This window comes from Rhizobium sp. C4 (assembly GCF_021026315.1).
Classification (GTDB): Bacteria; Pseudomonadota; Alphaproteobacteria; order Rhizobiales; family Rhizobiaceae; genus Ensifer_A.
The window spans coordinates 1-23,196 of sequence record NZ_JAJNCX010000009.1 but is presented as its reverse complement, the minus strand read 5'-3'; the positions used below and the strand labels follow the sequence as shown (position 1 = coordinate 23,196).

General features: G+C 62.9%; 27 protein-coding genes and 1 pseudogene. 13 read left to right on the top strand and 15 right to left on the bottom strand.

The window, feature by feature from the left end:
* Positions 1 to 87 precede the first annotated feature (87 nt).
* The gene (yihA, locus tag LQK84_RS15885; RefSeq protein WP_230829707.1) at positions 88 to 741 is read left to right on the top strand and encodes a ribosome biogenesis GTP-binding protein YihA/YsxC; all 654 of its coding nucleotides are present in this window, start codon (positions 88 to 90) and stop codon (positions 739 to 741) included.
* 96 nt (positions 742 to 837) lie between these two features.
* Here yihA and LQK84_RS15880 read toward each other — a convergent pair whose 3' ends face one another.
* From LQK84_RS15880 to LQK84_RS15870, 3 genes are all read right to left on the bottom strand, one after another.
* Entirely contained in the window at positions 838 to 1,389 is a 552-nt protein-coding gene (locus LQK84_RS15880) for a fasciclin domain-containing protein (RefSeq protein WP_230829706.1), read from the bottom strand.
* Positions 1,390 to 1,701: 312 nt separating this feature from the next.
* The gene (locus LQK84_RS15875; RefSeq protein ID WP_230829705.1) at positions 1,702 to 2,415 is read right to left on the bottom strand and encodes an anti-sigma factor; all 714 of its coding nucleotides are present in this window, start codon (positions 2,413 to 2,415) and stop codon (positions 1,702 to 1,704) included.
* Positions 2,412 to 2,969: a sigma-70 family RNA polymerase sigma factor gene (locus tag LQK84_RS15870; RefSeq protein WP_230829704.1), complete on the bottom strand. Its 558-nt coding sequence runs from the start codon at positions 2,967 to 2,969 to the stop codon at positions 2,412 to 2,414. The genes LQK84_RS15875 and LQK84_RS15870 overlap by 4 nt, the downstream gene beginning before the upstream one ends.
* Positions 2,970 to 3,072: 103 nt before the next feature.
* Between LQK84_RS15870 and argB the strand changes: the two genes are divergently transcribed.
* Entirely contained in the window at positions 3,073 to 3,960 is an 888-nt protein-coding gene (gene argB / locus LQK84_RS15865) for an acetylglutamate kinase (RefSeq protein ID WP_230829703.1), read from the top strand.
* Between the two features lie 14 nt (positions 3,961 to 3,974).
* Here the strand turns inward: argB and LQK84_RS15860 are convergent, their stop codons facing one another.
* From LQK84_RS15860 to LQK84_RS15845, 4 genes are all read right to left on the bottom strand, one after another.
* Entirely contained in the window at positions 3,975 to 4,472 is a 498-nt protein-coding gene (locus LQK84_RS15860) for a hypothetical protein (protein WP_230829702.1), read from the bottom strand.
* Positions 4,473 to 4,477: 5 nt separating this feature from the next.
* Positions 4,478 to 4,651 (bottom strand): hypothetical protein, encoded by a 174-nt coding sequence (locus LQK84_RS15855; RefSeq protein ID WP_230829701.1) that lies wholly within the window; start codon positions 4,649 to 4,651, stop codon positions 4,478 to 4,480.
* Between the two features lie 140 nt (positions 4,652 to 4,791).
* Positions 4,792 to 6,285: an MFS transporter gene (locus tag LQK84_RS15850; RefSeq protein ID WP_230829700.1), complete on the bottom strand. Its 1,494-nt coding sequence runs from the start codon at positions 6,283 to 6,285 to the stop codon at positions 4,792 to 4,794.
* A gap of 33 nt (positions 6,286 to 6,318) precedes the next feature.
* On the bottom strand, positions 6,319 to 6,912 hold the full coding sequence (locus LQK84_RS15845; RefSeq protein ID WP_230829699.1) for a TetR/AcrR family transcriptional regulator: 594 nt from the start codon (positions 6,910 to 6,912) through the stop codon (positions 6,319 to 6,321).
* A gap of 137 nt (positions 6,913 to 7,049) precedes the next feature.
* Here LQK84_RS15845 and LQK84_RS15840 point away from each other — a divergent pair, with 137 nt between their 5' ends.
* Both LQK84_RS15840 and LQK84_RS15835 read left to right on the top strand, forming a co-directional pair.
* Positions 7,050 to 7,463, top strand: coding sequence for a MerR family transcriptional regulator (locus tag LQK84_RS15840; RefSeq protein ID WP_230829698.1), 414 nt, complete (start codon positions 7,050 to 7,052; stop codon positions 7,461 to 7,463).
* Positions 7,460 to 7,870: a carboxymuconolactone decarboxylase family protein gene (locus LQK84_RS15835; RefSeq protein WP_230829697.1), complete on the top strand. Its 411-nt coding sequence runs from the start codon at positions 7,460 to 7,462 to the stop codon at positions 7,868 to 7,870. Before LQK84_RS15840 ends, LQK84_RS15835 begins: the two co-directional genes overlap by 4 nt.
* A 68-nt stretch (positions 7,871 to 7,938) precedes the next feature.
* On the opposite strand, the gene LQK84_RS15830 is transcribed toward LQK84_RS15835, so the two are convergent.
* A complete protein-coding gene (locus LQK84_RS15830) occupies positions 7,939 to 8,346 on the bottom strand; it encodes a DUF2000 family protein (protein WP_230829696.1) in 408 nt (135 codons plus the stop codon).
* A gap of 42 nt (positions 8,347 to 8,388) precedes the next feature.
* Between LQK84_RS15830 and LQK84_RS15825 the strand changes: the two genes are divergently transcribed.
* Complete coding sequence (locus LQK84_RS15825) at positions 8,389 to 9,258, top strand: AraC family transcriptional regulator (RefSeq protein WP_230829695.1); 870 nt, start codon at positions 8,389 to 8,391, stop codon at positions 9,256 to 9,258.
* Positions 9,259 to 9,299: 41 nt separating this feature from the next.
* On the opposite strand, the gene LQK84_RS15820 is transcribed toward LQK84_RS15825, so the two are convergent.
* A complete protein-coding gene (locus LQK84_RS15820; RefSeq protein WP_230829878.1) occupies positions 9,300 to 10,208 on the bottom strand; it encodes a LysR family transcriptional regulator in 909 nt (302 codons plus the stop codon).
* 158 nt (positions 10,209 to 10,366) lie between these two features.
* Between LQK84_RS15820 and LQK84_RS15815 the strand changes: the two genes are divergently transcribed.
* The 3 genes from LQK84_RS15815 (at position 10,367) to LQK84_RS15805 (ending at position 12,795) form a co-directional block, all read left to right on the top strand.
* Positions 10,367 to 10,990, top strand: coding sequence for an FMN-dependent NADH-azoreductase (locus tag LQK84_RS15815; protein WP_230829694.1), 624 nt, complete (start codon positions 10,367 to 10,369; stop codon positions 10,988 to 10,990).
* Positions 10,990 to 11,862, top strand: coding sequence for an NAD(P)-dependent oxidoreductase (locus tag LQK84_RS15810; protein ID WP_230829693.1), 873 nt, complete (start codon positions 10,990 to 10,992; stop codon positions 11,860 to 11,862). Before LQK84_RS15815 ends, LQK84_RS15810 begins: the two co-directional genes overlap by 1 nt.
* Before the next feature lie 219 nt (positions 11,863 to 12,081).
* Positions 12,082 to 12,795, top strand: a complete 714-nt coding sequence (locus LQK84_RS15805) for a pyrimidine 5'-nucleotidase (protein ID WP_230829692.1) — start codon at positions 12,082 to 12,084, stop codon at positions 12,793 to 12,795.
* 3 nt (positions 12,796 to 12,798) lie between these two features.
* Here the strand turns inward: LQK84_RS15805 and LQK84_RS15800 are convergent, their stop codons facing one another.
* The gene (locus LQK84_RS15800) at positions 12,799 to 13,674 is read right to left on the bottom strand and encodes an LOG family protein (RefSeq protein WP_230829877.1); all 876 of its coding nucleotides are present in this window, start codon (positions 13,672 to 13,674) and stop codon (positions 12,799 to 12,801) included.
* Between the two features lie 112 nt (positions 13,675 to 13,786).
* On the opposite strand from LQK84_RS15800, the gene dapD reads away from it, so the two are divergent.
* Positions 13,787 to 14,644: a 2,3,4,5-tetrahydropyridine-2,6-dicarboxylate N-succinyltransferase gene (dapD, locus tag LQK84_RS15795; protein ID WP_230829691.1), complete on the top strand. Its 858-nt coding sequence runs from the start codon at positions 13,787 to 13,789 to the stop codon at positions 14,642 to 14,644.
* A gap of 209 nt (positions 14,645 to 14,853) precedes the next feature.
* Here dapD and LQK84_RS15790 read toward each other — a convergent pair whose 3' ends face one another.
* The gene (locus LQK84_RS15790; protein ID WP_230829690.1) at positions 14,854 to 15,747 is read right to left on the bottom strand and encodes a ribokinase; all 894 of its coding nucleotides are present in this window, start codon (positions 15,745 to 15,747) and stop codon (positions 14,854 to 14,856) included.
* Between the two features lie 45 nt (positions 15,748 to 15,792).
* Complete coding sequence (locus LQK84_RS15785; RefSeq protein ID WP_230829689.1) at positions 15,793 to 17,034, bottom strand: DNA recombination protein RmuC; 1,242 nt, start codon at positions 17,032 to 17,034, stop codon at positions 15,793 to 15,795.
* Positions 17,035 to 17,239: 205 nt separating this feature from the next.
* Between LQK84_RS15785 and LQK84_RS15780 the strand changes: the two genes are divergently transcribed.
* Genes LQK84_RS15780 through truA form a run of 4 tightly spaced genes read left to right on the top strand, consistent with a single transcriptional unit; the run spans position 17,240 to position 21,074 of the window.
* Positions 17,240 to 18,748 (top strand): methyl-accepting chemotaxis protein, encoded by a 1,509-nt coding sequence (locus LQK84_RS15780; protein ID WP_230829688.1) that lies wholly within the window; start codon positions 17,240 to 17,242, stop codon positions 18,746 to 18,748.
* Between the two features lie 54 nt (positions 18,749 to 18,802).
* On the top strand, positions 18,803 to 19,327 hold the full coding sequence (def, locus tag LQK84_RS15775; RefSeq protein ID WP_230829687.1) for a peptide deformylase: 525 nt from the start codon (positions 18,803 to 18,805) through the stop codon (positions 19,325 to 19,327).
* Positions 19,328 to 19,359: 32 nt separating this feature from the next.
* The gene (gene fmt, locus LQK84_RS15770) at positions 19,360 to 20,295 is read left to right on the top strand and encodes a methionyl-tRNA formyltransferase (protein ID WP_230829686.1); all 936 of its coding nucleotides are present in this window, start codon (positions 19,360 to 19,362) and stop codon (positions 20,293 to 20,295) included.
* Positions 20,295 to 21,074 carry a tRNA pseudouridine(38-40) synthase TruA gene (gene truA, locus LQK84_RS15765; RefSeq protein ID WP_230829685.1) on the top strand — a complete coding sequence of 260 codons (780 nt, stop codon included), beginning with the start codon at positions 20,295 to 20,297 and terminating at the stop codon, positions 21,072 to 21,074. Before fmt ends, truA begins: the two co-directional genes overlap by 1 nt.
* 141 nt (positions 21,075 to 21,215) lie before the next feature.
* On the opposite strand, the gene LQK84_RS15760 is transcribed toward truA, so the two are convergent.
* The 3 genes and pseudogenes from LQK84_RS15760 to LQK84_RS15750 all read right to left on the bottom strand — a co-directional run.
* Complete coding sequence (locus LQK84_RS15760) at positions 21,216 to 21,809, bottom strand: hypothetical protein (RefSeq protein ID WP_230829684.1); 594 nt, start codon at positions 21,807 to 21,809, stop codon at positions 21,216 to 21,218.
* Positions 21,796 to 22,998, bottom strand: a complete 1,203-nt coding sequence (gene dapE / locus LQK84_RS15755) for a succinyl-diaminopimelate desuccinylase (RefSeq protein ID WP_230829876.1) — start codon at positions 22,996 to 22,998, stop codon at positions 21,796 to 21,798. The genes LQK84_RS15760 and dapE overlap by 14 nt, the downstream gene beginning before the upstream one ends.
* 93 nt (positions 22,999 to 23,091) lie before the next feature.
* A pseudogene (locus tag LQK84_RS15750) lies at positions 23,092 to 23,196 on the bottom strand (IS110 family transposase); the annotation flags it as partial.

Below are 23,196 nucleotides of genomic sequence, written 5' to 3'. Positions count from 1 at the left end.
GCAGATGCCCACAGGATCGGTTTTGCTTGACATTGTCGGTCAAAACATCAATTCCGGCGTGACATGCCATTGCCGCTGGAGAAGAACATGGAAGCGCAAGCCAATGCTGGAGATGCCGTTCTCTTCGGCAAGCCCTGGGTTTTCATCCGCGGCGTGCCGTCGCTGCAATTCCTGCCGCCCGAAGGTCCGGCGGAAATCGCCTTTGCGGGTCGCTCGAATGTCGGCAAGTCGTCGCTCATCAACGCGCTGACCGGCGTCAAGGGTCTGGCGCGTACGTCGAACACGCCAGGCCGCACGCAGGAACTCAACTATTTCGTGCCCGAAGGCTATTCCGGTCAGGACGGCGACCTGCCGCCGGCCGCGATGGTCGACATGCCCGGCTACGGCTATGCGCAGGCGCCGAAGGAGACGGTCGACAACTGGACGAAGCTGGTTTTCGACTATCTGCGCGGCCGCGCCACGCTGAAGCGCGTTTATGTGCTGATCGACAGCCGCCACGGCATCAAGAAGAATGACGACGAGGTTCTCGACCTGCTCGACAAGGCGGCCGTCTCCTATCAGGTCGTGCTGACCAAATCCGACAAGATCAAGCCGCCGGCGGTGACGAAACTGCTTGCCGAAACCGCCGAAAAGATCCGCAAGCGCGCGGCCGCCTATCCGGTCGTGCTGTCGACCTCTTCGGAAAAGGGCGACGGGATGCAGGAATTGCGCGCCGCCATCGAAACGGCGCTGCGCACCTGATCCGACCGGTCCATCCGGAATACGCCAGACACGGATGAGCCCGCCGCAGGGATTGCGGCGGGCTCATTCATTTCGGAGACATCACCCGGGTGCGGCTTACTTCGGCAGCAGGACGTGGTCGATGACGTGGATCACGCCGTTCGACTGCTTGACGTCGGCGATCGTGACATTGGCGACACCGCCCGTCTCGTCGGTCAGCGTGATCTTGCCGCCCTTTTCCTTGGCCTTCAGGATGCAGCCGCCGACGGTCTTGACGTCATGGGTGCCGCCGTCATCCTTGATCATCTTGTCGATGGCCGAGGACATCGCGTCAGCTGCGACCACGTGGCAGGTGAGGATCTTGGCGAGCTTTTCCTTGTTTTCCGGCTTCAGCAGCGTTTCGACCGTGCCCTTGGGCAGCTTTTCGAACGCTTCGTTGGTCGGCGCGAAGACGGTGAAGGGGCCCTTGCCCTGCAGCGTCTCGACCAGGCCGGCAGCCTTGACGGCGGCGACGAGCGTGGTGTGATCCTTCGAGTTGACGGCGTTCTCGACGATGTTCTTTTCGGGATACATCGCGGCTCCGCCGACCATCGGATTGGCGGCAAGTGCGATGGCCGGAACGGCGGCGATGCTGGTCACGGTGAGAATGCGGATCAGTTTCTGCAACATTGTCGACTCCTGTTTGACGGGACGCAAAGTCCTGCGCCTCATTTTGCTTCCTCCCCCACCGCAAATTCACAATTTCGCCATATTGATCGAAATCAGCAGCAGTACTTCCTAGTAATACAGATCCAACTCGCTCAGGTCTTCTAACTTGAGCGCTCTCTGCACTGGGGTTACGGAAACATCTACGCAGCGACCGCGCGACAAGTTTCAAAAATATTCGGAATATATTTTTTTAATGAAAATGATCCACTGGAACGCGTCATCGTAGTCACGCGCCCAAATCTTTTCAGGTCTTCCCGCCGCGCGGAAAGACCCTCACGCGCCGATCTTGCCGCTCGCGACGACCGGACCGGTCGGCTTGCCGGTCGGGGACCCGCCGAAGGGCTCCAGCGAGACGGCAAGCGTCACGCCATCCTTCAGACGGTTGCGCATGTCGGGCGGAATGACAATGGAGCCATCGCCGGCGTCAGGGAAGACGCCGAGCGGCACGGGGGCGCTGTCGCCCTCGATCAGCCAGAGTTCGAGCGACTTCGACTTTTCCGCCCCTGCAGCCACCGGCGTCACCTTGAGGCGGCCGGTCTGGCGGTCGAAGAGGGTCACGAGGCTGATCGACGAGTTTGCCGAGCCCATGGTTGCCACCAAGGGCGCGGTGGCGGCAGGCTTGTGGAACAGACCGCCAGCACTTGCGGCAAAGAAGATGGCGGCCGACATCGTGACCAGCGTGAGCCCGCGCCAGAAGGCGAGCGAACTCCAGATCAGTCCCTTCGGCTGGTCGGCTGCGGCCGTGTTGAAGAGCTTCTTTTCGACCGAGGCGTAGAGCCAGGAGGGCGGCGCTTCGGCGGCATAGTCGTCGTTGAAGCTTGCCAGATTTTCCTGCCAGCGGGCGACGATCTCCTGAAAGGCCTTGTCGGTGCGCAGCCGGTGTTCGACGCGCAGGCGGTCGGGTAGCGGCAGGACGCCGAGGACATATTCGCCGGCCAGCACTTCGTCGCGGCTGCGGTCGCTCCTCTTGTTTTCCGGCGTCGTCATCGGTCCATGCACTCTCTCAGTTTGATCAGGCTGCGCCTGAGCCAGGTTCGCATCGTGTTCAGCGGAACCCCGTGCAGCCCGGCCAGTTCCAGATAGCTCAATCCCTCGACATAGGCGCTGCGGACGGCGTCGGCGCGGTCCTTTTCGAGTTGTTGCATGCAATCCTCGATCCGGCGGCCTTCCGAGGTCATCACGGCCGTCTCCTCAGGCCCGGCCTGCGGATCGGCGATTTCGCCGGCCTCATCCAGTTCGACAGATGCCTGCCGCCGGCGGCGGCGCATATCCAGCGCATGGTTGCGCGCAATCGCGAACAGCCATGTCATCGGCCGTCCCATGTCGGCACGATAGGCGCCGGCATTGTTCCAGACCTTGATAAAGATCTCCTGCACCGCCTCTTCGGCATCTGCCCTGTCCTGCAACATACGCAGGCAGACCCCGAATAGTTTCCGGCTCGTGCGCTGATAGAGCGCCGCGAACGCTTTTCGGTCTGCCAGCGCCACCCGGGCAATCAGCCGGGCGACCTCTGCCTCATCCCTGTCATCGTTCGCCGCCAAGAATACCTCTTCCCGATCCTCTGAGAATATTCCGCGCGGGATTATTCACATCGCTGTCGAAACACACTAAACAATCGCCGACCAATTCCCAAGAGGCCATTTGATGTCCGAAACAGAAAGCGAAATGCAAGCCAGGCTTCTGGCGCAGGCCCTGCCCTTCATGCAGCGCTACGAGAACAAGACGATCGTCGTGAAATATGGCGGTCACGCCATGGGCAATGCCGAGCTCGGCAAGGCTTTCGCGGCGGACATCGCGCTGCTCAAGCAGTCGGGCGTCAACCCGATCGTCGTCCATGGCGGCGGCCCGCAGATCGGCGCGATGCTGACCAAGATGGGCATCGAGAGCCGCTTCGAAGGCGGGCTTCGCGTCACCGACCAGAGGACGGTCGAGATCGTCGAGATGGTTCTGGCGGGCTCGATCAACAAGGAGATCGTCGCGCTCATCAACCAGACGGGCGAATGGGCGATCGGTCTTTGCGGCAAGGACGGCAACATGGTCTTCGCCGAGAAGGCCAAGAAGACCATGATCGACCCGGATTCGAACATCGAGAAGGTCCTCGATCTCGGCTTCGTCGGCGAAGTGGTGGAAGTCGACCGCACGCTGATCGACCTGCTCGCCAAGTCGGAAATGATCCCGGTGATCGCCCCCGTGGCTCCCGGCCGCGACGGCCACACCTACAATATCAACGCCGACACCTTTGCCGGGGCGATTGCCGGTGCGCTGAACGCCTCGCGCCTGCTCTTCCTCACCGATGTTCCGGGCGTTCTCGACAAGGACAAGCAGCTGATCAAGGAACTCTCGGTCCCCGAAGCCCGTGCGCTCATCAAGGACGGCACGATTTCCGGCGGCATGATCCCGAAGGTCGAGACCTGCATCGAGGCGATCGAGGCGGGCGTCCAGGGCGTGGTCATCCTCAACGGCAAGACCAGCCACTCGGTTCTTCTCGAACTCTTCAGCGAACAGGGCGCCGGCACGCTGATCGTGCCCTGATCCAAGCGATCGGCTTACTGGCTCCGATCCTTCGGAGCCAGTATTTTCCGGATATGGCTTTTAAGCGTCTCGCTGCGCTGTCGCGCCACCGCTTCGGCAGCCTCTTGTTCCAGACGCAGCGTCTCGTTGATCTCCTCCACCTTCCGCTCGTGCAGTCTCCGCAGCAGCGTGCCGGGCGGATCGGTTTCAAAATGACGGTGTGAGGCGATTTCCAGAAATATCACATGCTCCTCATACTGCATAAGAAACAGCAGTTCGGCGGAACTCTGCGAACCGAGATGCAGATGCATGACGCCCAGCCGCTCCAGAAGGTCGTCATCAGTCGTATCGATATCCCTGCGATAGGCCCAGGGCGGAAGCGGCTCTCCTTTCGAGATCGCGATATAGATATCGGCCAGATGCGCCGCCAGATGCGGCTTGCCCCTGAAATATGAGGGGCTGTCGAAATGTGGAGATTCAAGTACTTTCTTCGGCTTCCGCTCAATACGCGAGAGCTTCAGAAGTCGCGCCATATAGGCTAGTCGCGAAGAAGACGGGCGAGATATTCCTCACGGGTCATGCCCGAAACATCCTTGCCACCCTGCTCCTCGGCCTCCGCGACGATCCGCTCCAGTCGCTCGATATGCGACTCCTGCCGCTCGCTTGCGCGAGACGCCTTTTGCGGCTGATCTTTGGTCTTCAATACAACCATACGGACAGGCTCCTGACGCTTTGAATTCTATAGGAGCAGCGGGTTCAGCACCAGCGGATTCTTCACCGCCCGCGGCCTGCCTTTATGCAGTGCCGCCCGGGCCGTTTGCAGGTCCGGGCGCTTGAGCGGTCTACCCTAGGTCAATCCACCATCACCGGTGCGGCAGGCGCAGCACCCGGATGCTGGATGCGCGGCGGGTTCTTCAGGACGAGAACGCCGAGGATCACCAGGACATAGGCGACGAGGTTGTAGATGACGGCCGTCATCAGCGACGCGCTGTAGGCTGCGACCGGCTGTGCGCCGGAAGCGAGCTGCGCCGTCAGCGCGCGGAAGAAGATCTCGCTGACGATGGCGACGCCGAGTGCACCACCTGCCTGCTGGATCGCCTGGAGCGCGCCGGAGCCAGAGCCCGCATCCTTGACCGGCACGCCAGCGAGAATGGTCTGGAAGAGCGAGGAGATCGAGATCCCAAGACCAATGCCGGCAGCCAGCAGCGGCGCGACGAAGACGCCATAATGCAGGCTCTCGCCAAGGCTACCGACCAGCATGCGCAGGGCGAAGATGCCGACGAACATCAGTGCAACGCCCCCGGCAATGCGCTGGCGCTGCCAGCGGAAGCCGAGGCGGCCGGAGATGGCGGAGGCGACCAGAACGCCGACCGAGAAGGGCAGCGTGGTCATGCCCGACCAGAGCGGCGACAGGCCGTAACCCGACTGCAGATAGAGCGCGAAGATCAGGAAGAAGGGCGGCATGGCCGAGAAGAAGACGAGCGACATGAACGCGCCGATCATGAAGTTTCGGTTCTTCATCAGGTCGACGGGCAGAAGCTGCGGCGCGCCGGTGCGGCTCTGGCGTTGCTCCCAGAGGACGAAGGCGACGAAGAGCACGGCGGCGGCGGCGAGCATGGCGAAGCACCATGTGGCCCAATGATAGTTGCGGCCTTCGATCAGCGGGAAGACCAGCAGGAACATCGCCGCGGAGACGATGAGAATGCCGCCGAAGTCGTTCTTCATGCCCGGATTGCCGGGGATTTTCGGAATGAACTTGGCGCCGAGGATCAGGGCGAGAAGCCCGATCGGCACGTTCATGAGGAAGATCGGACGCCAGGCAAGGCCGCCGAGATCGGCGCCGATGATGAGGCCGCCCAGAACCGGGCCGATGACCGAGGCGAGGCCCGCCGTCAGGCCGAAGAGCGAAAACGCCGTGGCGCGCTCATGCGGCGGGAAGATCGTCTGCGCAATCGAGAGAACCTGCGGCGTCATCACCGCGCCGCCCATGCCCTGCAGCAGGCGGGCGATCACCAGGAACTCGATGTTCGGCGCAAGACCGCACATGATCGAGGCTGCCGTGAAGCACCCGACGCCGATCAGGAACATCTTCTTCTTGCCGACGATGTCGCCATAACGCCCGAAGGGCAGAAGGCCGAGCGCGAAGGTGAGGATGAAGCCGGCCACGACCCATTCGATGTCGGAGGAGCTGGCGCCCATGTCATGCTGCAGCGTCGGCAACGAGACATTGACGATGGTGACGTCGAGCAGGTTCATGAAGCTCGCCATCAGGATGATGAACATGGCTGTCCAGCGTTTCTCGTAGGTCGGGTAAGGCTGGTGGTCATTCGGGGGTGAAGCAGTCATCGGGGTCTTTCCTGTGAAAGGGCGTATCGGCAATTACGTGGCAATAACGGAACGGATGATTTCGTCTGCCACGCTGTCAAAAATTGGCAGCAGGTGGCGTGGCTTGTATTGAAAGGCGACGAGCGCGCCGACGATCATATGCGCGCCGGCTTCGGCATCGAGCGTCGCGCGGAACTGGCCGTTTGCCTTGCCCTCATCGAGAAGGCCAACAAAGCGACGATGCCAGCCGATCCGTATTTCGCGCACGATCGGCTCGAGGACTGGATCGGTACGCGCCCGTTTGCCAAGCTCCTCGAACAGGGGCAGGAGATCGGGCTTGTGCACGATCAGCTCCTTGTATTCCCCGATCTCCAGCTTGAGCTTGGCCAGCGGATCGAGCGCCTGCGCATCAATGTACCTGCCCTGCTCGACGAACTCCTCGCGCATGGCCTCGATCACGAGGCGCAGCAGGTCTTCCTTGCTGTGTACGTGATAATGCAGGGTCGCAATGTTGATGCCGACGCGGGCGGCGACCTCGCGGGTGCGCAACCCGTCAATGCCTTTTTCAACGATCACGGCGCGCGCGGCAGCGGCAATTTCGCGGCGGCGCGTGTCGGAACTCGCGTATTTCTGATTCTGTTCACTCATCAATCAATCAGTTGATTGAATTCAACTCGGGAGTCAAACAAAGTTTTTATGACCGACCGCAAATTTCCGCTTGATCTGGAGCGCACTCCAGAAACTATCAAACACGGGTCTCAACGCTTGAAGGGTCAGAAACAGCCATGAAGATCGGCGAACTTGCAGAACGGACCGGGCTCAGCATCGATACGATCCGCTACTATGAGAAGCTTGGCCTGATCGCCGCGCCCTGGCGCAATGCCGGGGGAACGCGGGTCTATGATCCCGACATTCTGGGCTGGATCGATTTCCTGAAAGCGTTGAAGGCGACGGGAATGCCACTTGCCGACATGCAGGCCTATGCCGGCATGCGGGCACGCGGCAATGCCACCGCCGCACCACGACGTCTCATGCTGGAAAGACAGCGTGCGATCGTCGAGGCGCGGATCGAGGAGCTGTCAGCCTGCCTGACGCTGCTCGATTACAAGATCGCCAATTATCACGACATCGAACGCGCCCATGACCTTGCCGATGAGGCCAAGGCCACGCGCACCGGCCGAAGGAGCCAGACCCGATGACCCAGACCCAAACCACCAAGCCCCAAGCCACCCCGACCGCGCTCGCACTGGGCGAGGCGCTGAGCCACGGCCTCAACCCCGACCTCCGTGCCGCGCTGGAAGCCCGTTACGACGGCCTCGTGCCCGGCTTTACCGACACGCTGATCGAATTCGCCTATGGCCGTCTCTATGCCCGCGACGGCCTCGATCTCAAGACCCGCCAGATAGCAACCGTCGCGGCGCTGACCGCGCTCGGCGGCCAGACCGGGCCGCAGCTGAAGATCAATATCGAACACGCGCTCGCCGCCGGCGCGTCCGAGAAGGAGATCACGGAAGTCATCTTCCAGATGTCCGTCTATGGCGGCATGCCGGCGGCGATCAACGGACTGAATGCGGCGATGGAGGTTTTCGAAGCACGCGCGGCGTGAGCCTTTACCGATTTTCGGTCGGGCGCGCCTCCCGCGCCCGACCGGCCCCTTCGCTTGCAAACCGATCGTCACGGATGCATGCGGGCCCCCTTGGTGATCTTGTCGGCAATCTTCTTGTCCGCACGGAAGGCGAGGCCGACAAGATTCGCATCGTCCGGCGCGAAATTGGCGAAGACGGCACGGTTGGCCGCGTCATGACCGGTTGCGAACATTTCCTCGACATAAGCTGCCGCGGCCACGTTGCGCTCCAGCGCGCGCCGATGGATGGTTCGCATCAATTCGGCACCTGCCGCAAGCACGATCATCGGCTGGACGGACATGGGATGATAGCGGTTGCCGTCGCGATCCACATAAGTCTCGCCGATGACATCGGGCATAGCGGCGGCAAGCCCGGTGGCAAGGAACGCGGTGACGTTGAGCGCCTGCCAGGCGACGAGATCATCCCTAAGAACAATCGCGATTTTGGTATCGAACATCTTGGCTCCGTGTTGGCGCTTGCGTAATCTGGCGCGATGGGAATGCTTCTAGACGAGCGCATGCTGGATGGTCTTGGACGTTTGTGCGACGGCGCGGACGATGTCGGGATCGACGTCGCACCGCCCTCCTCCGGCCTGCAGCGCATCGGCGCGCGCTTCTTCGGCACGGGCTATGCGCCGCATCGCCATGACACCTATTCCCTCGGCATCACGCTCAGCGGCGTCCAGAAATTCACCTATCGCGGCGCAAGGCGGGCCTCGATGCCCGGCCAGATCATCGTGCTGCATCCCGACGAAGTTCACGACGGGGCTGCGGGAACCGAGGACGGTCTGAGCTACCGCATGCTTTATCTGGAGCCGGCTCTGCTGCACGCGGCTTTGCCGCAGGGCGCCGCCTACCTGCCCTTTGTGCACGAACCCGTGTTGAACGACCCGGATTTCCGCCAGACGCTGGCGCTGCTGCTGAACGACCTTGACAGCGAGGTCGAGGCGCTGCAACGCGATGCCTTCATCGCGGCGACCGCTGATGCGCTTTGCCGCCATTCGGGTTTGCCCGCCCCTCGACGGACCACGCTCGACATGGCAGCGCTCAATCGCGTTCGCGACCATATCCGCGAGAACGCCGCTTCATTCGTAAGCTCCGACGAACTTGAGACGCTGTGCGGCCTCGATCGTTTCAGCCTGGCACGCCAGTTCCGCGCGCTTTGCGGGACAAGCCCGCACCGCTATCTCACCATGCGGCGTCTCGACCTTGCCCGCAGCTTCATCGGCGCCGGCCTGCCGCTGGCACAGGTCGCAGCGGCTTCAGGTTTCTCCGATCAGAGCCACCTCAACCGCCAGTTCAAGAAGGCCTTCGGCATGCCCCCCGGCGCCTGGAGCCAGTTGATCGGCGCCAAAACCGGCTCAAGGTGATATCCCTTTCACGGCAGTTCCCTTGAATCAGCTCCATCGAGTCAGGTCCATTGCCGCCAGTTTGCTGCCGCTTCGGCCTTCAGGAAATCGATCATCGCCCGAACCTTCTTCGGCAGGAATGAACGGCTCGGATAAAGCATCCAGATCGCGGTTTCGAAGCAGGTTGCGGTGACGCGCCAGTCCGGAAACAGATCGACCAGACGCCCCGCCGCAATGTCGTCGTCCACAAGCCAGTTTGCCAGCAGGGCGGGTCCCATTCCGGCAAGGGTCAGCGCATGCAACGCAAGCGCGCCCGATGCCATCACGCCGCCCTTCATCTCGACCTTCTCGATCCCTCCAGCCGGATCGCGAAACAGCCAGAGACTGCGAAATCCCGGCAGGAGAAAACGCAGGCAGTCGCGTTGCGAGAGATCGGAGGGGTGCTGGGGCCGGCCGTGCTTGTCGATATATTCCGGGCTGGCGCAAACCCGATAGCGCGTATCCTGCAGCTTCGCCGCAACGACATCGCCGAAGACCGCCGGCCCCAATCGGATGGCCAGATCGATCCGCTCGGATACGAGGTCAAGGTTGACGTCGCTCAGGACCAGCTCGATATCGACGTTCGGAAAATCCTGCCTGAACCGCGGGAGCAAGGGAACGATGACCTTTTGGCCAAAGGCGACGGTGGAGGTCATCCTCAGAGTGCCAAGCGGTCCCCTGGTGAGAGACAAGGCGTCGTCGCGCGCACGATCAAGTGCCGCGATGGAGGACTGAACCTGTCGCAAATAAACGTCGCCGGCCTCGGTCAGGGCGACGCGCCTTGTCGAGCGCTGGAATATCCGGAAGCCCAGCTCTTCCTCGATCGCAGCGACCGTCCGCGACACCCATGAGGGGTCGACCCCTCGATCGCGGGCGACCTCTGCGAAAGAACCGCATCGCGCAATTTCGATCAGGAGGGAGGCGTGGCGCATATCCATTGATGTAAAATACGCATCAGTATGCTTCCCATCAAGCCATTTAATGTCGGTGGCATTGCGATCAGATTGGGGTTGTTCAACAGGGCGCCCGCGAGCTGGACCGGCTTTTCAGAGCGGCGCGCTTCTCATCTCATCTTGAAGGAAACGCCCCAATGACCAAGATCCTCCGCATCGATTCCAGCGCCCGCGACAGCGGCTCCATCTCCCGTCTCGTCGGCGATCACCTGGAAGCCAGGCTTGTCGCAGCGCTGCCCGATCCGCGCATCGCCCGCCGCGATCTCGCCTCGGCGCCGCTCCCGCATATCTCCAACCTGACGATCTCCGGCTATTACACACCGGCCGACCGGATGACCGCCGAACTGTACAATGCGACGGCCCTTTCCGATGAACTCATTCACGAGTTGCGCTCGGCCGAGATTCTGATCCTCACCGCACCCATGTACAATTTCTCCATTCCCTCGGCGCTGAAGGCCTGGATCGATCAGGTCGTGCGGATCGGGCACACATTTTCCTATGACGGTGCCAGTTTCTCCGGGCTGCTGACCGGGAAGCGGGCCTATGTCGTCTGCGCCTATGGCGCGTCGGGTTATGCGGCTGGCGGCCCGTTCAGCGCGGCGAATTTCGTCGATCCCTATCTGCGCTTTCTCCTCAACTTTCTCGGTATCGAGGATGTGACCTTCGTCGCCGTCGAAGCCACCACCGCGGGCGAGGCGACGCTTGCAGCCAACGTCGATGCCGCGAAACTGGCGGTCGATTCCATCCTGGAGGCCGCGTGATGGCGAAAATCGCTTTTCTCGGGCTTGGAGCCATGGGCTCCCGGATGGCGCGCAGCCTGTTGGCGGCGGGACACGAGCTCACGGTCTGGAACCGCGATCCGCAGAAGGCGGAGGCACTGCGCGATGCGGGGGCGGACGTAGCGCTCACACCGCGCGATGCCGTTGCGGACCGCGACTTCGTCTTCTGCATGCTGCGTGATGACATAGCGTCGCGTCAGGTCTGGCTGGATGCAGAGGACGGCGCGCTCGGCGGCTTGCCCGAAGGGACTGTCGCCGTGGAATGTTCGACGCTGAGCGTGGACTGGGTCGAGGAGCTTGCCGAACTGTGCAGAAGGCGGAACACCATCTTCCTTGATGCGCCCGTCGTCGGATCGCGTCCCCAGGCCGAAGCCCGGCAGCTCATTTTCCTCGCCGGGGGAGCGGTCGAGGCGGTGTCGCGGGCGGAGGCGGTCCTGTTGCACATGGGAGCCTCGGTCCACCATGCGGGGCCGAATGGCGCGGTTGCTGCCGCCAAGCTCGCCGTCAATACGCTGTTCGGGATACAGGTGGCGGTGCTGGCCGAACTGATCGAGGCCGTGCGCTATCGGGGTTTCGATCCGGCGCACTTGGTCGAACTCATCTCGGCCACACCCGTCTGCAGTCCCGCAGCGAAAGCGGCCGCAGGGGCGATGCTTCTCGATGCATTCCCCCCGCTGTTTCCGATCCAGATCGTCGAGAAGGATCTGGGTTACGCTCTGTCGATTGCCGGTTTGGGGGAAAGCACGCCCCTGGCTTCAGCCGCGCGAAACGTCTTTGCGCGCGCCGTCAACGAAGGCCATGGCACGGACAACATCACCGGTATCGTCCAGCTCTACCGGCAGCCGGGATTCTGACCGGGCCAAACGGGAAACGGCGGCGCTTTCGGCCCTCCGCCGCTCCTGTCTGGCGCGGCAGTTCCGCACACCCTGCGGCATAAGCCCGCACAGCTACCCGATGATGCGGCGGCTGGAGGGTGCGCGTGACGGGCCGGGATGCCGCGTGCCGGTTTCAAAACCGGTCGATGAGCGCATTTCGCTGATGCGCCGGGCTCCGCATCGTGGCATAAGGCGACCATGACCGCGACGCTTCCCAGACCTTCCCTGCCGAACCCTGCCGATTTCGCTCATGTGCGCGAATGGGTGTTCGATCTCGACAACACGCTTTATCCGCACCGGATCAATCTCTTCGCGCAGATCGACCGCAACATGACGGCGTTCGTTGCCGATATGCTCGGCATGGAACCGGCGGAAGCCAAGAAGCTGCAGAAGCAATATTATCACGACCACGGCACGACGCTGAAGGGTCTGATGCTGCATCACAATGCCGATCCGAATGCGTTTCTGGAAGCCGCCCACGCCATCGACTATTCGGTCGTGCCGGCCGATCCGGAGCTGGGCGACATGCTGAAGGCGCTGCCGGGGCGCAGGTTCATCCTGACGAACGGCACCGTGGCGCATGCTGAGGACACCGCCCGGGCGCTCGGCATTCTCGATCATTTCGACGATATTTTCGACATTGTCGCCGCCGACTACGTGCCGAAGCCGGCGGGCGAGACCTATGACAAGTTCATGTCCATGCACCGCATCGACACGACCCGCGCCGCCATGTTCGAGGACCTGCCGCGCAATCTCCTCGTGCCGCATGCGCTCGGCATGAAGACGGTCCTGCTCGTGCCGGAAGTCTTCGAGACCGGCTTCGTCGAGGCCTGGGAGAAGGCCGGCGAGGACGACGCCCATATCGGCTACATGACCCACGACCTCAAGGGCTTCCTCAAGGCGCTGCTCTAGGCATCACGCCCCGCCATTGCCGGGCTGGCGGTAGTGCCGTTCGACGATCGACCACGCTTGTTCAGCCGTCTCGACGAAATGCAGAAGCTTGATGTCGTCGGGGGCGATCGTGCCGAAATCCGCGAGCGCGTCGAAATTGATCATGGTGCGCCAGAATTTTTCGCCGAACAGGATGAGCGGGATCTTTTCCATGCGGCCGGTCTGGATCAGCGTCAGCGTCTCGAACAGCTCGTCCATCGTGCCGAAGCCGCCAGGGAAGACGGCGACGGCCTTGGCCCGCATCATGAAATGCATCTTGCGGATGGCGAAATAGTGGAAGTTGAGGCTGAGCTCCGGCGTGACATAGGGGTTCGGCGCCTGTTCATGCGGTAGCACGATGTTGAGGCCGACGCTGGGGGCGTGAACGTCATGGGCGCCGCGATTGCCCGCTTCCATCACGCCCGGCCCGCCGCCGGTGACGACGACGAATTCGCGATGGCCGTAATCGGCGGAATATTCCGAGCAGAGACGCGCGAACTTGCGTGCCTCGTCATAATAGACCGAGGCGGCTTCGAGGTTCTGCCGCTGCGTGTCGTTCTTCGCCGCCCAGGCGGGGCGGCCCGGCTCAGGGATACGCGCGCCGCCGAAGAGGACGACGGTGGAGCGGATGCCGGCCTCGTCGAGGATCATGCCGGCTTTCAGCAACTCCAGCTGAAGCCGCACGGGGCGCAGCTCGCGGCGGCAGAGGAAGTCGTCGTCCGCATAGGCCAGACGATAGGAGGGCGAGGCGGATTGCGCGGTCAGCGGCACGGCTTCGGTATGGGCGAGGTCGGACCGGTTGTCGCGCAACGGCTCCCATTCGCCCTGCTTCACCTTGCTGTTCCTGCCGCCATTCGCCATGTCTTCACTCTCTTCAAGATTGACGGGCAAGCCCCCGTCGCATAGGACTGACGCCCGATATTCCCGGACGCGATCCGGTCGATGATAGACAGCGAAGTTTAAGGAATTTCCCATGCACGCAGCCGATCTTGCCGGTCTCGAAAAGACGATCGAAGCCGCCTTTGACAACCGCGACAGCGTCAACACGTCGACACGCGGCGAAGTGCGCGATGCCGTCAACGAGGCGCTGAACCTGCTCGACAGCGGCAAGGTCCGCGTCGCCACGCGCGGCGAAGACGGCACATGGACTGTGCATCAGTGGCTCAAGAAGGCCGTTCTGCTCTCCTTCCGCCTGAATGCGATGGAAATCATCAAGGGCGGCCCGGGCGAGTCTGCCTGGTGGGACAAGGTGCCCTCCAAGTTCGACGGCTGGACCGCCCTGGAATTCGAGCGCGCCGGCTTCCGTTCCGTGCCGAACTGCATCGTCCGCCGGTCTGCCTTCATCGCCCCCGGCGCGATCCTGATGCCGTCTTTCGTCAATCTCGGCGCCTATGTCGGAGAAGGCACGATGGTCGACACCTGGGCAACGGTCGGTTCCTGCGCCCAGATCGGCAAGCATGTGCATCTCTCCGGCGGCGTCGGCATTGGCGGCGTTCTGGAACCGCTCCAGGCCGGCCCGACGATCATCGAAGACAATTGCTTCATCGGTGCCCGTTCGGAAGTCGTTGAGGGCTGCATCATCCGCGAGGGCTCGGTGCTGGGCATGGGCGTCTTCATCGGCAAGTCGACCAGGATCGTCAACCGCGCCACGGGTGAGATCAGCTATGGCGAAGTCCCGCCCTATTCCGTCGTCGTCGCCGGCTCCATGCCGGGTAACTCCCTGATGGGCAACGGCCAGGCTGCGCCGAACCTCTACTGCGCCGTCATCGTCAAGACCGTTGACGAGCAGACCCGCTCGAAGACCGGCATCAACGAGCTGCTGCGCGATTGATTGTGTTTCTCCTCTCCCTTCGTGGGAGAGGAGCGATTTCAATATCTTAACCGAAGGCTAATTGTTAGAAATCGCAGGTGAGGGGTCACGATTTACCCTCCGCATCTGACGCAATTCACCCCTCTACCCAAGCCTGCCACGCCAATCGGCTTCGGCTCTCGGGTAGCAGGCTATCCTCTCCCGCAAGGGGGAGAGGATAGGCGGATGCCTCAGCCATCCACCTCGGCGGCCGTAGGAATGGCAGGCTGCGCGCCGGGCTTGAGGCAGGCGAGTGAGCCGGCCTTGGCGGCGCGGGTGAGGGCAACATCGAAATCGAGGCCGGCGTCGAGGCTGGCGACGAGGTAGCCGCAGAATGTGTCCCCTGCCCCGACCGTGTCGACCGGGGTGATCTTGAGGCTTTGGGCCTTGTGGAGCTTGCCGTCGCGGACAGCAACGACGCCGTCAGCCCCCAGCGTGACGATGAGGGTCTGGCCCGTCTTGGTGGCAAGCGCCTGCATGGCCTCGATGCGGGCATCGGCGGAGAGGCCGCTTTTGCCGATCAGCAATTCGAATTCGGTTTCGTTGGAAATGACGATATCGGCCAGTGCCGAGAGGCGCGCGGCGTCCGCCGTCAGCGGCGCGGTGTTGATGACCGTCGTCACGCCCTTGGCCTTGGCCAGCGTCAGCGCCTTTTCCACCGAGGCCGGCGGGACTTCGAGCTGGAGCATGAGATAGCCGCCCTTCTCCGTCGCAGCGACGGCCTTTTCAGCATCGGCTTCCGAGACTTCGCCATTGGCGCCCGGCACCACGACGATGACGTTTTCACCATCGCCGCAGACGAGAATATGCGCCGTACCGGTCGGAACGGCCGCCGTCTTGGTGAGCGACAGGTCGGCACCGCCGGCCTTCAGAAGCGCCAGGGCGTCGGTCGCAAAGGCGTCGTCGCCGACGGCGCCGGCCATCTTGACGGCAGCGCCCGCGCGCGTGGCGGCGAGGGCCTGATTGGCCCCCTTGCCGCCCGCGGCGGTGGCAAACGAACGGCCGGCGACGGTTTCGCCCGGCTTCGGCAGGCGATCGGTGGTGGCGATGAGGTCCATGTTGATGGAGCCGAAAACAGTAATCATGCGCTTACTCTTTTATGATGATTGCGCGGCAGATTGCATTTCGACCTAGTCCTCGTCAACCACGCGGAATTTCAGCAGGCCGGTCCGGCTTTCCACCTGCCGGGCGGGCGCGCGCTCTTCTGCCGGGGCCTGCCCGTCTGACAGCGTTTCGAACTCCATTTCCTCGATCTTGGCGCCGCGCTTCATCAGCTTGGTGGTCGAGGTGGCGATCAGTTCGACATCCTTCTGCGTCTGCGAAAAATGCGTCTGCAGTTTCTGCACGCGATCGTCGAGGCGGCTCAGGTCCTCCATCAGCCGGATGACTTCGCCCTGGATCAGATGGGCCTGTTCGCGCATGCGCTGATCCTTCAGCACCGACTGGATGACCTGGATGGAGAGCATCAGCAGCGACGGCGAGACGATGATGACGCGGGCCTTGTGGGCCTTCTGCACCACGGCCTCGAAATTCTCGTGGATCTCGGCGAAGATCGATTCCGATGGCACGAACATGAAGGCGATGTCCTGCGTCTCGCCCCTGATCAGGTATTTGCGGGCGATATCGGCGATGTGAACATCCAGATCGCGGCGGAAATTCTGCGCGGCGAGCTTGGCCGCCTCCGGCGAACCGGCGTCGCGGATGGCGTTATAGGCTTCCAGCGGAAACTTGGCATCGACCACCAGCGAGGGCTGACCGTTGGGCATGCGGATCAGGCAATCCGGGCGCGAGCCATCGGAGAGCGTCGCCTGGAATTCATAGGCGCCCATGGGCAGGCCATCGGCGATGATGGTTTCCATGCGCGACTGGCCGAAGGCGCCGCGCGTCTGCTTGTTGGAAAGGATCGCCTGCAGGCCGACCACGTCCTTGGCAAGCGACTGGATATTGTTCTGCGCCGTATCGATGACGGCCAGACGCTCCTGCAGCCGGCGAAGGTTTTCATGCGTCGCCTTGGTCTGCTCGGTCATCGAGGTTCCGAGCCGGTGCGTCATGCCGTCGAGCCTGTCGCCGATCGCCTTGTTGAGCTCCGCCTGCCGCGTGCCGAAGATTTCGGCCATGGAGGACATGCGCCCCTGCATTTCCGATTGTGCGCGCACGATTTCGGCAAGGCGGGCTTCAGCCGCCTGCGACTGGGCGGCGAGCAGCGCGCTCAGGTCTTCGGCGGCGCGGCGGCTACGCGCGCCGTTGACCATGAAAGCCAGGACCGTCAGGACGAAAAGCAGGGCAGCCGCGCCCAGCAAAAGGACGGGGCTGACGGAGACACCGGAAACGGTGAAGAGCGGCATGGTCCAGGGCGAAAGGTCTCTTTGCATGCCACAAGCTTAGCAGATTCGGACCGATGTTCCACCTCTGTTCTGGTCGCGCCGACCGATTCTTCGACGCCGCAATCCTACTATCGGATTACAGGAATTCTCCTGCATTACCGCATCAGTCGCCAAATCTTACATCGAATTTTAGATATTTTTTAATTACCAAGTGACATTTCTCCCCAGTACTCTGACAATCGGGATGGAAAAGATGAGCGACGTGAATTCGACAGCCGAGCTTCGCGAACGCCTTGCGTTTCTCGGCATGGATGAGGCCGCGCTCGCCCGGCTGCGGTCAATGGAAAGCGACATCGTCGCCTCGCTTGCGCCCGGGCTTGAACGCTTCTACGGCCTGATGGTGCAGCATCCGCAAATGGCCGCCTTTTTCCGTGACGCCCGGCACATCGAATTCGCCAAGAGCCGGCAGAAGCAGCATTGGGGCAAGGTTGCCGCCGGTGCCTTCGACGCTTCCTATGTGGAAGGCGTGACGGCTGTGGGCCATGCGCATGCGCGCATCGGGCTGGAACCGCGCTGGTATATCGCCGGCTATGCATTGCTGCTGGAAAGCATGATCGGCCATGTCGTGAAGGCGCGCTGGCCCTCGCGCTTCGGCAAGGGCGGCGCCGAGCAGATCGGTTCCGAGATCGCCGTGATGGTGAAATCGGCCCTTCTGGACATGGACTATGCCATCTCGGTCTATCTCGAGGAACTCGAAAAGCGCCGCGAGGCCGCAGAAGCGGAGCGCCGCCGCAACGAGGAAGCGCAGGATATCGCGATTGCCGCGCTGAACCACGCGCTCGAGGCGATGTCGAGCGGCGATCTCGAATACCGGATGGACGAGAACGGCGACGGCCTGTTTTCCCGGATGGCGCAGAGCTTCAACATGAGCGCCGAACGGCTGCGCGGAACGCTGGGCCTTGCCCAGACGATCGCCGACGAAGCCAGCAGCTCGATTGCCGGTATCGAGGTCTCCGCGGACCAGCTGGCCGAACGCACCGAGCAGCAGGCCGCCGGCATCGAGGAAAGCTCGGCCGCGCTGCACGAGCTGACGCAGAGCGTCGCCACCAGCGCCAGCGGCGCGCAATCGGCCGCCAGCGTCGCCTCCGACGCGCTGAATGTGGCGCAGGAGTCCGGCCGCGTGGTGGCGGAAGCCGTCTCGGCGATGGACGAGATCGAGCAGTCCTCGCAGAACATTTCGAAGATCATCGGCGTCATCGACGAGATCGCCTTCCAGACCAACCTGCTGGCGCTGAATGCCGGTGTCGAGGCAGCACGCGCCGGCGACGCGGGACGCGGCTTTGCCGTCGTGGCCCAGGAAGTGCGCGAGCTCGCGCAGCGCTCGGCGTCTGCCGCCAAGGAAATCAAGACGATCATTTCGGCAAGCTCCAACCAGGTGCGCACCGGCGTGGCACTCGTCAACAAGTCGGGCTCGGCGCTGGAAAACATCACCGCGCGGATCTCGGAGCTCAACCGGATCATCTCCGGCATCTCGGTTGCCGCCGCCGAACAGTCGAGCGGGCTGCAGGAGATCAACCAGGCGATCGCCTCCATGGACGGGATCACGCAGAAGAACGCCCACATGGTGGAGAGCACCTCCAACAGCACGCATCAGCTGAGCGAACTCATCGACAAGCTGGCGCAATCGCTGCATGGACTGAAGACACGCGACCCGCGTGAGCTGGCACACGGAAAATCCGCGCCGCTTCGCCGCGCGAGCTGAGGATTTGCAGGCGCTCCAGTTGAAAGCCTGCGTTTCATGGGCTAATTGAGGCCCATGACGATCAAGCCTCTTATCATTCTGCCCGATCCGGTTCTCCGACAGGTCTCCAAACCGCTGGAGAGCGTGGATTCCCGCGTCCTGAAACTTGCCGACGACATGCTCGAAACCATGTATGACGCGCCCGGCATCGGGCTTGCCGCCATTCAGGTCGGCGAACCGCTGCGCCTCCTGGTGATCGACGTCGCCAAGGAAGAGGAAGGCCGCAAGCCGCTCGTCTTCATCAATCCCGAGATCATCGGCTCCTCAGATGCGCGCTCGACCTATGAAGAAGGTTGCCTTTCGATCCCCGGCTATTATGCCGAAGTGGAACGCCCGGCCGAAATCACGGTCAAGTACGTCGACCGCGACGGCAAGCAGCAGGAACTCGCCGCCGAAGGCCTGCTCGCCACCTGCCTGCAACACGAGATCGACCATCTCGACGGTGTGCTCTTCATCGACCACATCTCGCGCCTGAAGCGCGACATGGTGGTGAAGAAATTCACCAAGGCCAGCAAGACCGGCGGGCTGCCGAAGTTTTAAAAGCCTGCGGGCCAAGCGACAGGAGCTGAGCCATGCCGCTTCGCATCATCTTCATGGGCACGCCCGATTTTTCCGTTCCGGTGCTCAACGCGTTGCACGCGGCGGGGCATGAGATCGTGGCGGTATATTCGCAGCCGCCGCGGCCGGCGGGGCGGCGGGGGCTGGAGCTGAAGGCTTCGCCCGTGCATGACGCGGCTGATGCGCTCAGGCTCGAGGTGCGCACGCCGGTCAATTTCAAGGCAGAGGAAGATCGCGAGGCGTTCAGGGCGCTGAATGCCGATGTGGCCGTCGTCGTGGCTTATGGATTGCTGCTGCCGAAGGCGATCCTCGAAGGCACGCGGCTGGGCTGCTACAACGGTCATGCCTCGCTTCTGCCGCGCTGGCGCGGTGCGGCCCCCATCCAGCGGGCGATCATGGCGGGGGATGCCGAGACCGGCATGATGGTGATGAAGATGGATGTCGGGCTCGATACGGGTCCGGTGGCGCTGACCGCGCGCGTGACGATCGGCGAGACGATGACGGCGGGCGAGCTGCATGATGCGCTTTCGCAAGCCGGTGCCGCCCTGATGGTCGAGGCGATGGGCAAGCTGGAGGCGGGCGACCTTCCGCTCACGCCGCAGCCGGAAGAGGGCGTGCTTTATGCCGCCAAGATCTCCAAGGAAGAAACGCATATCGATTTCGCAAAGCCCGCGCGCGATGTGCATAACCACATTCGCGGCCTCTCGCCCTTTCCGGGCGCCTGGTTCGAGGCGGAGATCGGCGGCAAGCTGGAACGGATCAAGGTTCTGGCGTCTGACATGGCCGATGGCTCCGGCGCGGCCGGCACGGTGATCGGTGAGGATGGCGTGATTGCCTGCGGGACAGGTGCCGTGCGGCTTGTGCGGCTGCAGAAGGCCGGCGGCAAGCCGCTGGAGGCGCGGGAGTTTCTGCGCGGCACGCCGCTGCCGCCGGGCTTGAGGCTCAGCTGATGCCGCGTTATTTCCTCACGGTCGAATATGACGGCACGCCCTATGTCGGCTGGCAGCGGCAGGACAATGGCAAGTCGGTTCAAGGGGTTATCGAGAAGGCTATCCTCGCCGCGACCGGCGAAGTGGTGACGCTGGGCGGTGCGGGGCGCACGGATTCCGGCGTGCATGGGCTGGGGCAGGTTTCGCATTGCGATCTGACAAAATCCTGGCGGCCCTATGTGTTGCGCAATGCGCTGAATGCGCATCTGCAGCTGGCCGAAGAGCGCGTCTCGATCCTTGAGGCGACGGAAGTGGCGGACACCTATGACTCGCGCTTTTCCGCCAGCAAGCGGCATTATCTCTACCGCATCATCAACCGCCCTGCCCCTCTGGCCGTCGAGGCGAACCGGGCATGGTGGGTGAAGAAGCCGCTCGACCACGAGGCGATGCATGCGGCCGCCCAGCGCCTTGTCGGGCATCACGACTTCACAACCTTCCGCTCGGCGCACTGCCAGGCGAAGAACCCGGAACGGACGATGGAATTCCTTGACGTGCAGCGCCACGGCGAGGTGATCGAAATCCGCGCCTCGGCGCAGAGCTTCCTGCATAACCAGATCCGCTCCTTTGCCGGCACGCTGAAACTTGCCGGCGAGGGCAAATGGACGCCGGACGATGTGACGGCGGCACTGGAAGCCCGCGACCGGACACGCTGCGGGCCGGTGGCGCCGCCATGGGGGCTTTATTTCCTGAAGGTGGATTATCGGGACGCGCTGGATTTGCGGACGCCGGATTTGCGGTGAGCGGCTTGCGCTGCCCTCATCCTGAGGTGCCGCCCGCAGGGCGGCCTCGAAGGATCGAGCGTGTGGCATGGGGCCCTTCGAGGCCTGCGCTTTGCGCAGGCGCCTCAGGGTGAGGGCATCAAGGGCGGCCACGCATCCTGCCTAAAGCGAAACGCCCAGAAAATCATTGAGCCACACCGAAGCCAGCATGGACGGGATGACCGAGGCGGCCGTCAGGATGGCGGCTTCGGCCCATTGGCGCTTGGCCAGCATGAAGAAGATGGCAAACTGCGCGGCGACGATGCCCATCAGCTGCATCTGCAGGACATAATACCAGAAGCTGATCGGCAGCGGCAGGATGAGTTCCAGAATGGCGACGCCGCCGGTGACGAGATAGATCGGCACGTTGAGCCAGTTCATCGCCACGACCATGGGGTCGAAGAGCCGGCTTGTGCCGCGCAGCCACAGGACAAGGCCGACCGTCAGATAGGGCAGGAACCAGAGGCTGAGTTCGATCAGCGCCATGCGCAGATAAAACAGGCTGCCGGGGACCGCGCCGGGCGCCGTGTAGTCCACGAAAATGCCGTGCCACCAGACCCAGTTGGGGATCATCAGCGGAAAGCACCATAGGATGGCCCAGAAGGAGCGGCGCACGCCGCGCTCGCTCATGTCCAGCCATTGAAAGCCCTGCGGCTTCAGGCTGACGAGCAGCCGGATGCCCTTGAGATAATGCAGGACTTCCTCAAGCGGCGGCATGCGCGGCAAACCATTCGCGGATGAAGGTTTCGTAGATCTGCGTCAGCGTTTCGAGATCGGCAAGCGCCACGCGTTCATCGACCATATGCATGGTCTGGCCGACAAGGCCGAATTCCACCACCGGGCAGTAATCCTTGATGAAGCGGGCATCCGAGGTGCCGCCGGTCGTCGAAAGGGCCGGCTTGCGGCCGGTCACGGTCTCCACCGCTGCCGAGAGCGAGGCGATCAGCGGCTCGTTGCGGGTCAGAAACACGTGGCTCGGCCGCTCCGACCAGGTGATGTCGAAGCGCACGGGCGGGCGGCCTTCGCGAAGCGCGCCTTGCGCTGCCGCCTTGTTAAGCCGGCGAAGGATTTCGTCCTTCACGCTGTCGGCGGTCCAGGTGTCGTTGAAGCGGATGTTGAAGATGGCGCTGGCGCGCGCCGGGATGACATTGGTGGCGGAATTGCCGACATCGATGCTGGTCACTTCCAGATTGGTCGGCGGGAAGGCGTCGGTCCCGACATCAAACGGCGGGTCCATCAGCGCCTGAGTCAGCTGGAGAATGCCGCGCACGGGATTGTCGGCGAGATGCTGATAGGCCGCATGGCCCTGCACGCCATGCACGGTGAGATAGCCCGAGACGGAGCCGCGCCGGCCGATCTTGATCATGTCGCCCAGCACATCCGGATTGGTCGGCTCGCCGACAAGGCAGGCATCCCAGCGCTCGCCGGCGGCGGCCATGCGCTGCAGAAGCTTGACCGTGCCATTGACCGCGGGCCCCTCCTCGTCGCCGGTGATGAGAAACGAGACGGAGCCTTTCAGCGCGCCATCCTTCTCGATCACGCGGGCAAGGGCCGCGACGAAACAGGCCACGCCCCCCTTCATGTCGACCGCGCCGCGGCCATACATCATGCCATCGGCAATCTCGGCGGCAAAAGGCGGATGCGTCCAGGCCTTCTCGTCGCCCACAGGCACGACATCTGTATGCCCCGCAAACATCAGATGCGGCCCATCCGCGCCCAGCCGCGCATAAAGATTCTCGATATCCGGCGTCCCGGCTTCAGTCTCCACCGCCCGCGTCACCTTGAAGCCCAAGGGCTCCAGCATGGCCGCCAACGCCGTCAAAGCCCCGCCTTCGGCAGGCGTGACGGACGGGCAGCGAATGAGCGAGCTTAAGTTTTCGGCGGGATCGGTAACGCGGTTCTTCATGGTGAGAGGGTTAGCCGATTGGGGCGGGAGTGTCATCAGGGATTTTTTTTCGAGGGGGTGGAAGCAATCGCCATGCTAGAGTATCCGTGTTGATCAAGCGGTTTTTTGTGTCCATTTGCGGTTGCTTTTGAGCAGTGCGTTTGCGAGGACGACGAGCTTTCGCATGATGGCGGTGATGGCGACCTTTGGTGCTTTTCC

What these genes read in the sequence shown, in the direction of transcription:
- fmt (WP_230829686.1), top strand. Translation starts at nt 19,360, where the DNA reads ATGCCGCTTCGCATCATCTTCATGGGCACGCCCGATTTTTCCGTTCCG.
- LQK84_RS15840 (WP_230829698.1), top strand. Translation starts at nt 7,050, where the DNA reads ATGAAGATCGGCGAACTTGCAGAACGGACCGGGCTCAGCATCGATACG.
- LQK84_RS15850 (WP_230829700.1), bottom strand. Translation starts at nt 6,285, where the DNA reads ATGACTGCTTCACCCCCGAATGACCACCAGCCTTACCCGACCTACGAG.
- LQK84_RS15855 (WP_230829701.1), bottom strand. Translation starts at nt 4,651, where the DNA reads ATGGTTGTATTGAAGACCAAAGATCAGCCGCAAAAGGCGTCTCGCGCA.
- LQK84_RS15820 (WP_230829878.1), bottom strand. Translation starts at nt 10,208, where the DNA reads ATGCGCCACGCCTCCCTCCTGATCGAAATTGCGCGATGCGGTTCTTTC.
- LQK84_RS15825 (WP_230829695.1), top strand. Translation starts at nt 8,389, where the DNA reads ATGCTTCTAGACGAGCGCATGCTGGATGGTCTTGGACGTTTGTGCGAC.
- LQK84_RS15810 (WP_230829693.1), top strand. Translation starts at nt 10,990, where the DNA reads ATGGCGAAAATCGCTTTTCTCGGGCTTGGAGCCATGGGCTCCCGGATG.
- LQK84_RS15860 (WP_230829702.1), bottom strand. Translation starts at nt 4,472, where the DNA reads ATGGCGCGACTTCTGAAGCTCTCGCGTATTGAGCGGAAGCCGAAGAAA.
- LQK84_RS15835 (WP_230829697.1), top strand. Translation starts at nt 7,460, where the DNA reads ATGACCCAGACCCAAACCACCAAGCCCCAAGCCACCCCGACCGCGCTC.
- LQK84_RS15875 (WP_230829705.1), bottom strand. Translation starts at nt 2,415, where the DNA reads ATGACGACGCCGGAAAACAAGAGGAGCGACCGCAGCCGCGACGAAGTG.
- def (WP_230829687.1), top strand. Translation starts at nt 18,803, where the DNA reads ATGACGATCAAGCCTCTTATCATTCTGCCCGATCCGGTTCTCCGACAG.
- LQK84_RS15830 (WP_230829696.1), bottom strand. Translation starts at nt 8,346, where the DNA reads ATGTTCGATACCAAAATCGCGATTGTTCTTAGGGATGATCTCGTCGCC.
- truA (WP_230829685.1), top strand. Translation starts at nt 20,295, where the DNA reads ATGCCGCGTTATTTCCTCACGGTCGAATATGACGGCACGCCCTATGTC.
- LQK84_RS15845 (WP_230829699.1), bottom strand. Translation starts at nt 6,912, where the DNA reads ATGAGTGAACAGAATCAGAAATACGCGAGTTCCGACACGCGCCGCCGC.
- LQK84_RS15880 (WP_230829706.1), bottom strand. Translation starts at nt 1,389, where the DNA reads ATGTTGCAGAAACTGATCCGCATTCTCACCGTGACCAGCATCGCCGCC.
- LQK84_RS15780 (WP_230829688.1), top strand. Translation starts at nt 17,240, where the DNA reads ATGAGCGACGTGAATTCGACAGCCGAGCTTCGCGAACGCCTTGCGTTT.
- LQK84_RS15805 (WP_230829692.1), top strand. Translation starts at nt 12,082, where the DNA reads ATGACCGCGACGCTTCCCAGACCTTCCCTGCCGAACCCTGCCGATTTC.
- dapD (WP_230829691.1), top strand. Translation starts at nt 13,787, where the DNA reads ATGCACGCAGCCGATCTTGCCGGTCTCGAAAAGACGATCGAAGCCGCC.
- LQK84_RS15790 (WP_230829690.1), bottom strand. Translation starts at nt 15,747, where the DNA reads ATGATTACTGTTTTCGGCTCCATCAACATGGACCTCATCGCCACCACC.
- dapE (WP_230829876.1), bottom strand. Translation starts at nt 22,998, where the DNA reads ATGAAGAACCGCGTTACCGATCCCGCCGAAAACTTAAGCTCGCTCATT.
- argB (WP_230829703.1), top strand. Translation starts at nt 3,073, where the DNA reads ATGTCCGAAACAGAAAGCGAAATGCAAGCCAGGCTTCTGGCGCAGGCC.
- LQK84_RS15760 (WP_230829684.1), bottom strand. Translation starts at nt 21,809, where the DNA reads ATGCCGCCGCTTGAGGAAGTCCTGCATTATCTCAAGGGCATCCGGCTG.
- yihA (WP_230829707.1), top strand. Translation starts at nt 88, where the DNA reads ATGGAAGCGCAAGCCAATGCTGGAGATGCCGTTCTCTTCGGCAAGCCC.
- LQK84_RS15800 (WP_230829877.1), bottom strand. Translation starts at nt 13,674, where the DNA reads ATGGCGAATGGCGGCAGGAACAGCAAGGTGAAGCAGGGCGAATGGGAG.
- LQK84_RS15785 (WP_230829689.1), bottom strand. Translation starts at nt 17,034, where the DNA reads ATGCAAAGAGACCTTTCGCCCTGGACCATGCCGCTCTTCACCGTTTCC.
- LQK84_RS15815 (WP_230829694.1), top strand. Translation starts at nt 10,367, where the DNA reads ATGACCAAGATCCTCCGCATCGATTCCAGCGCCCGCGACAGCGGCTCC.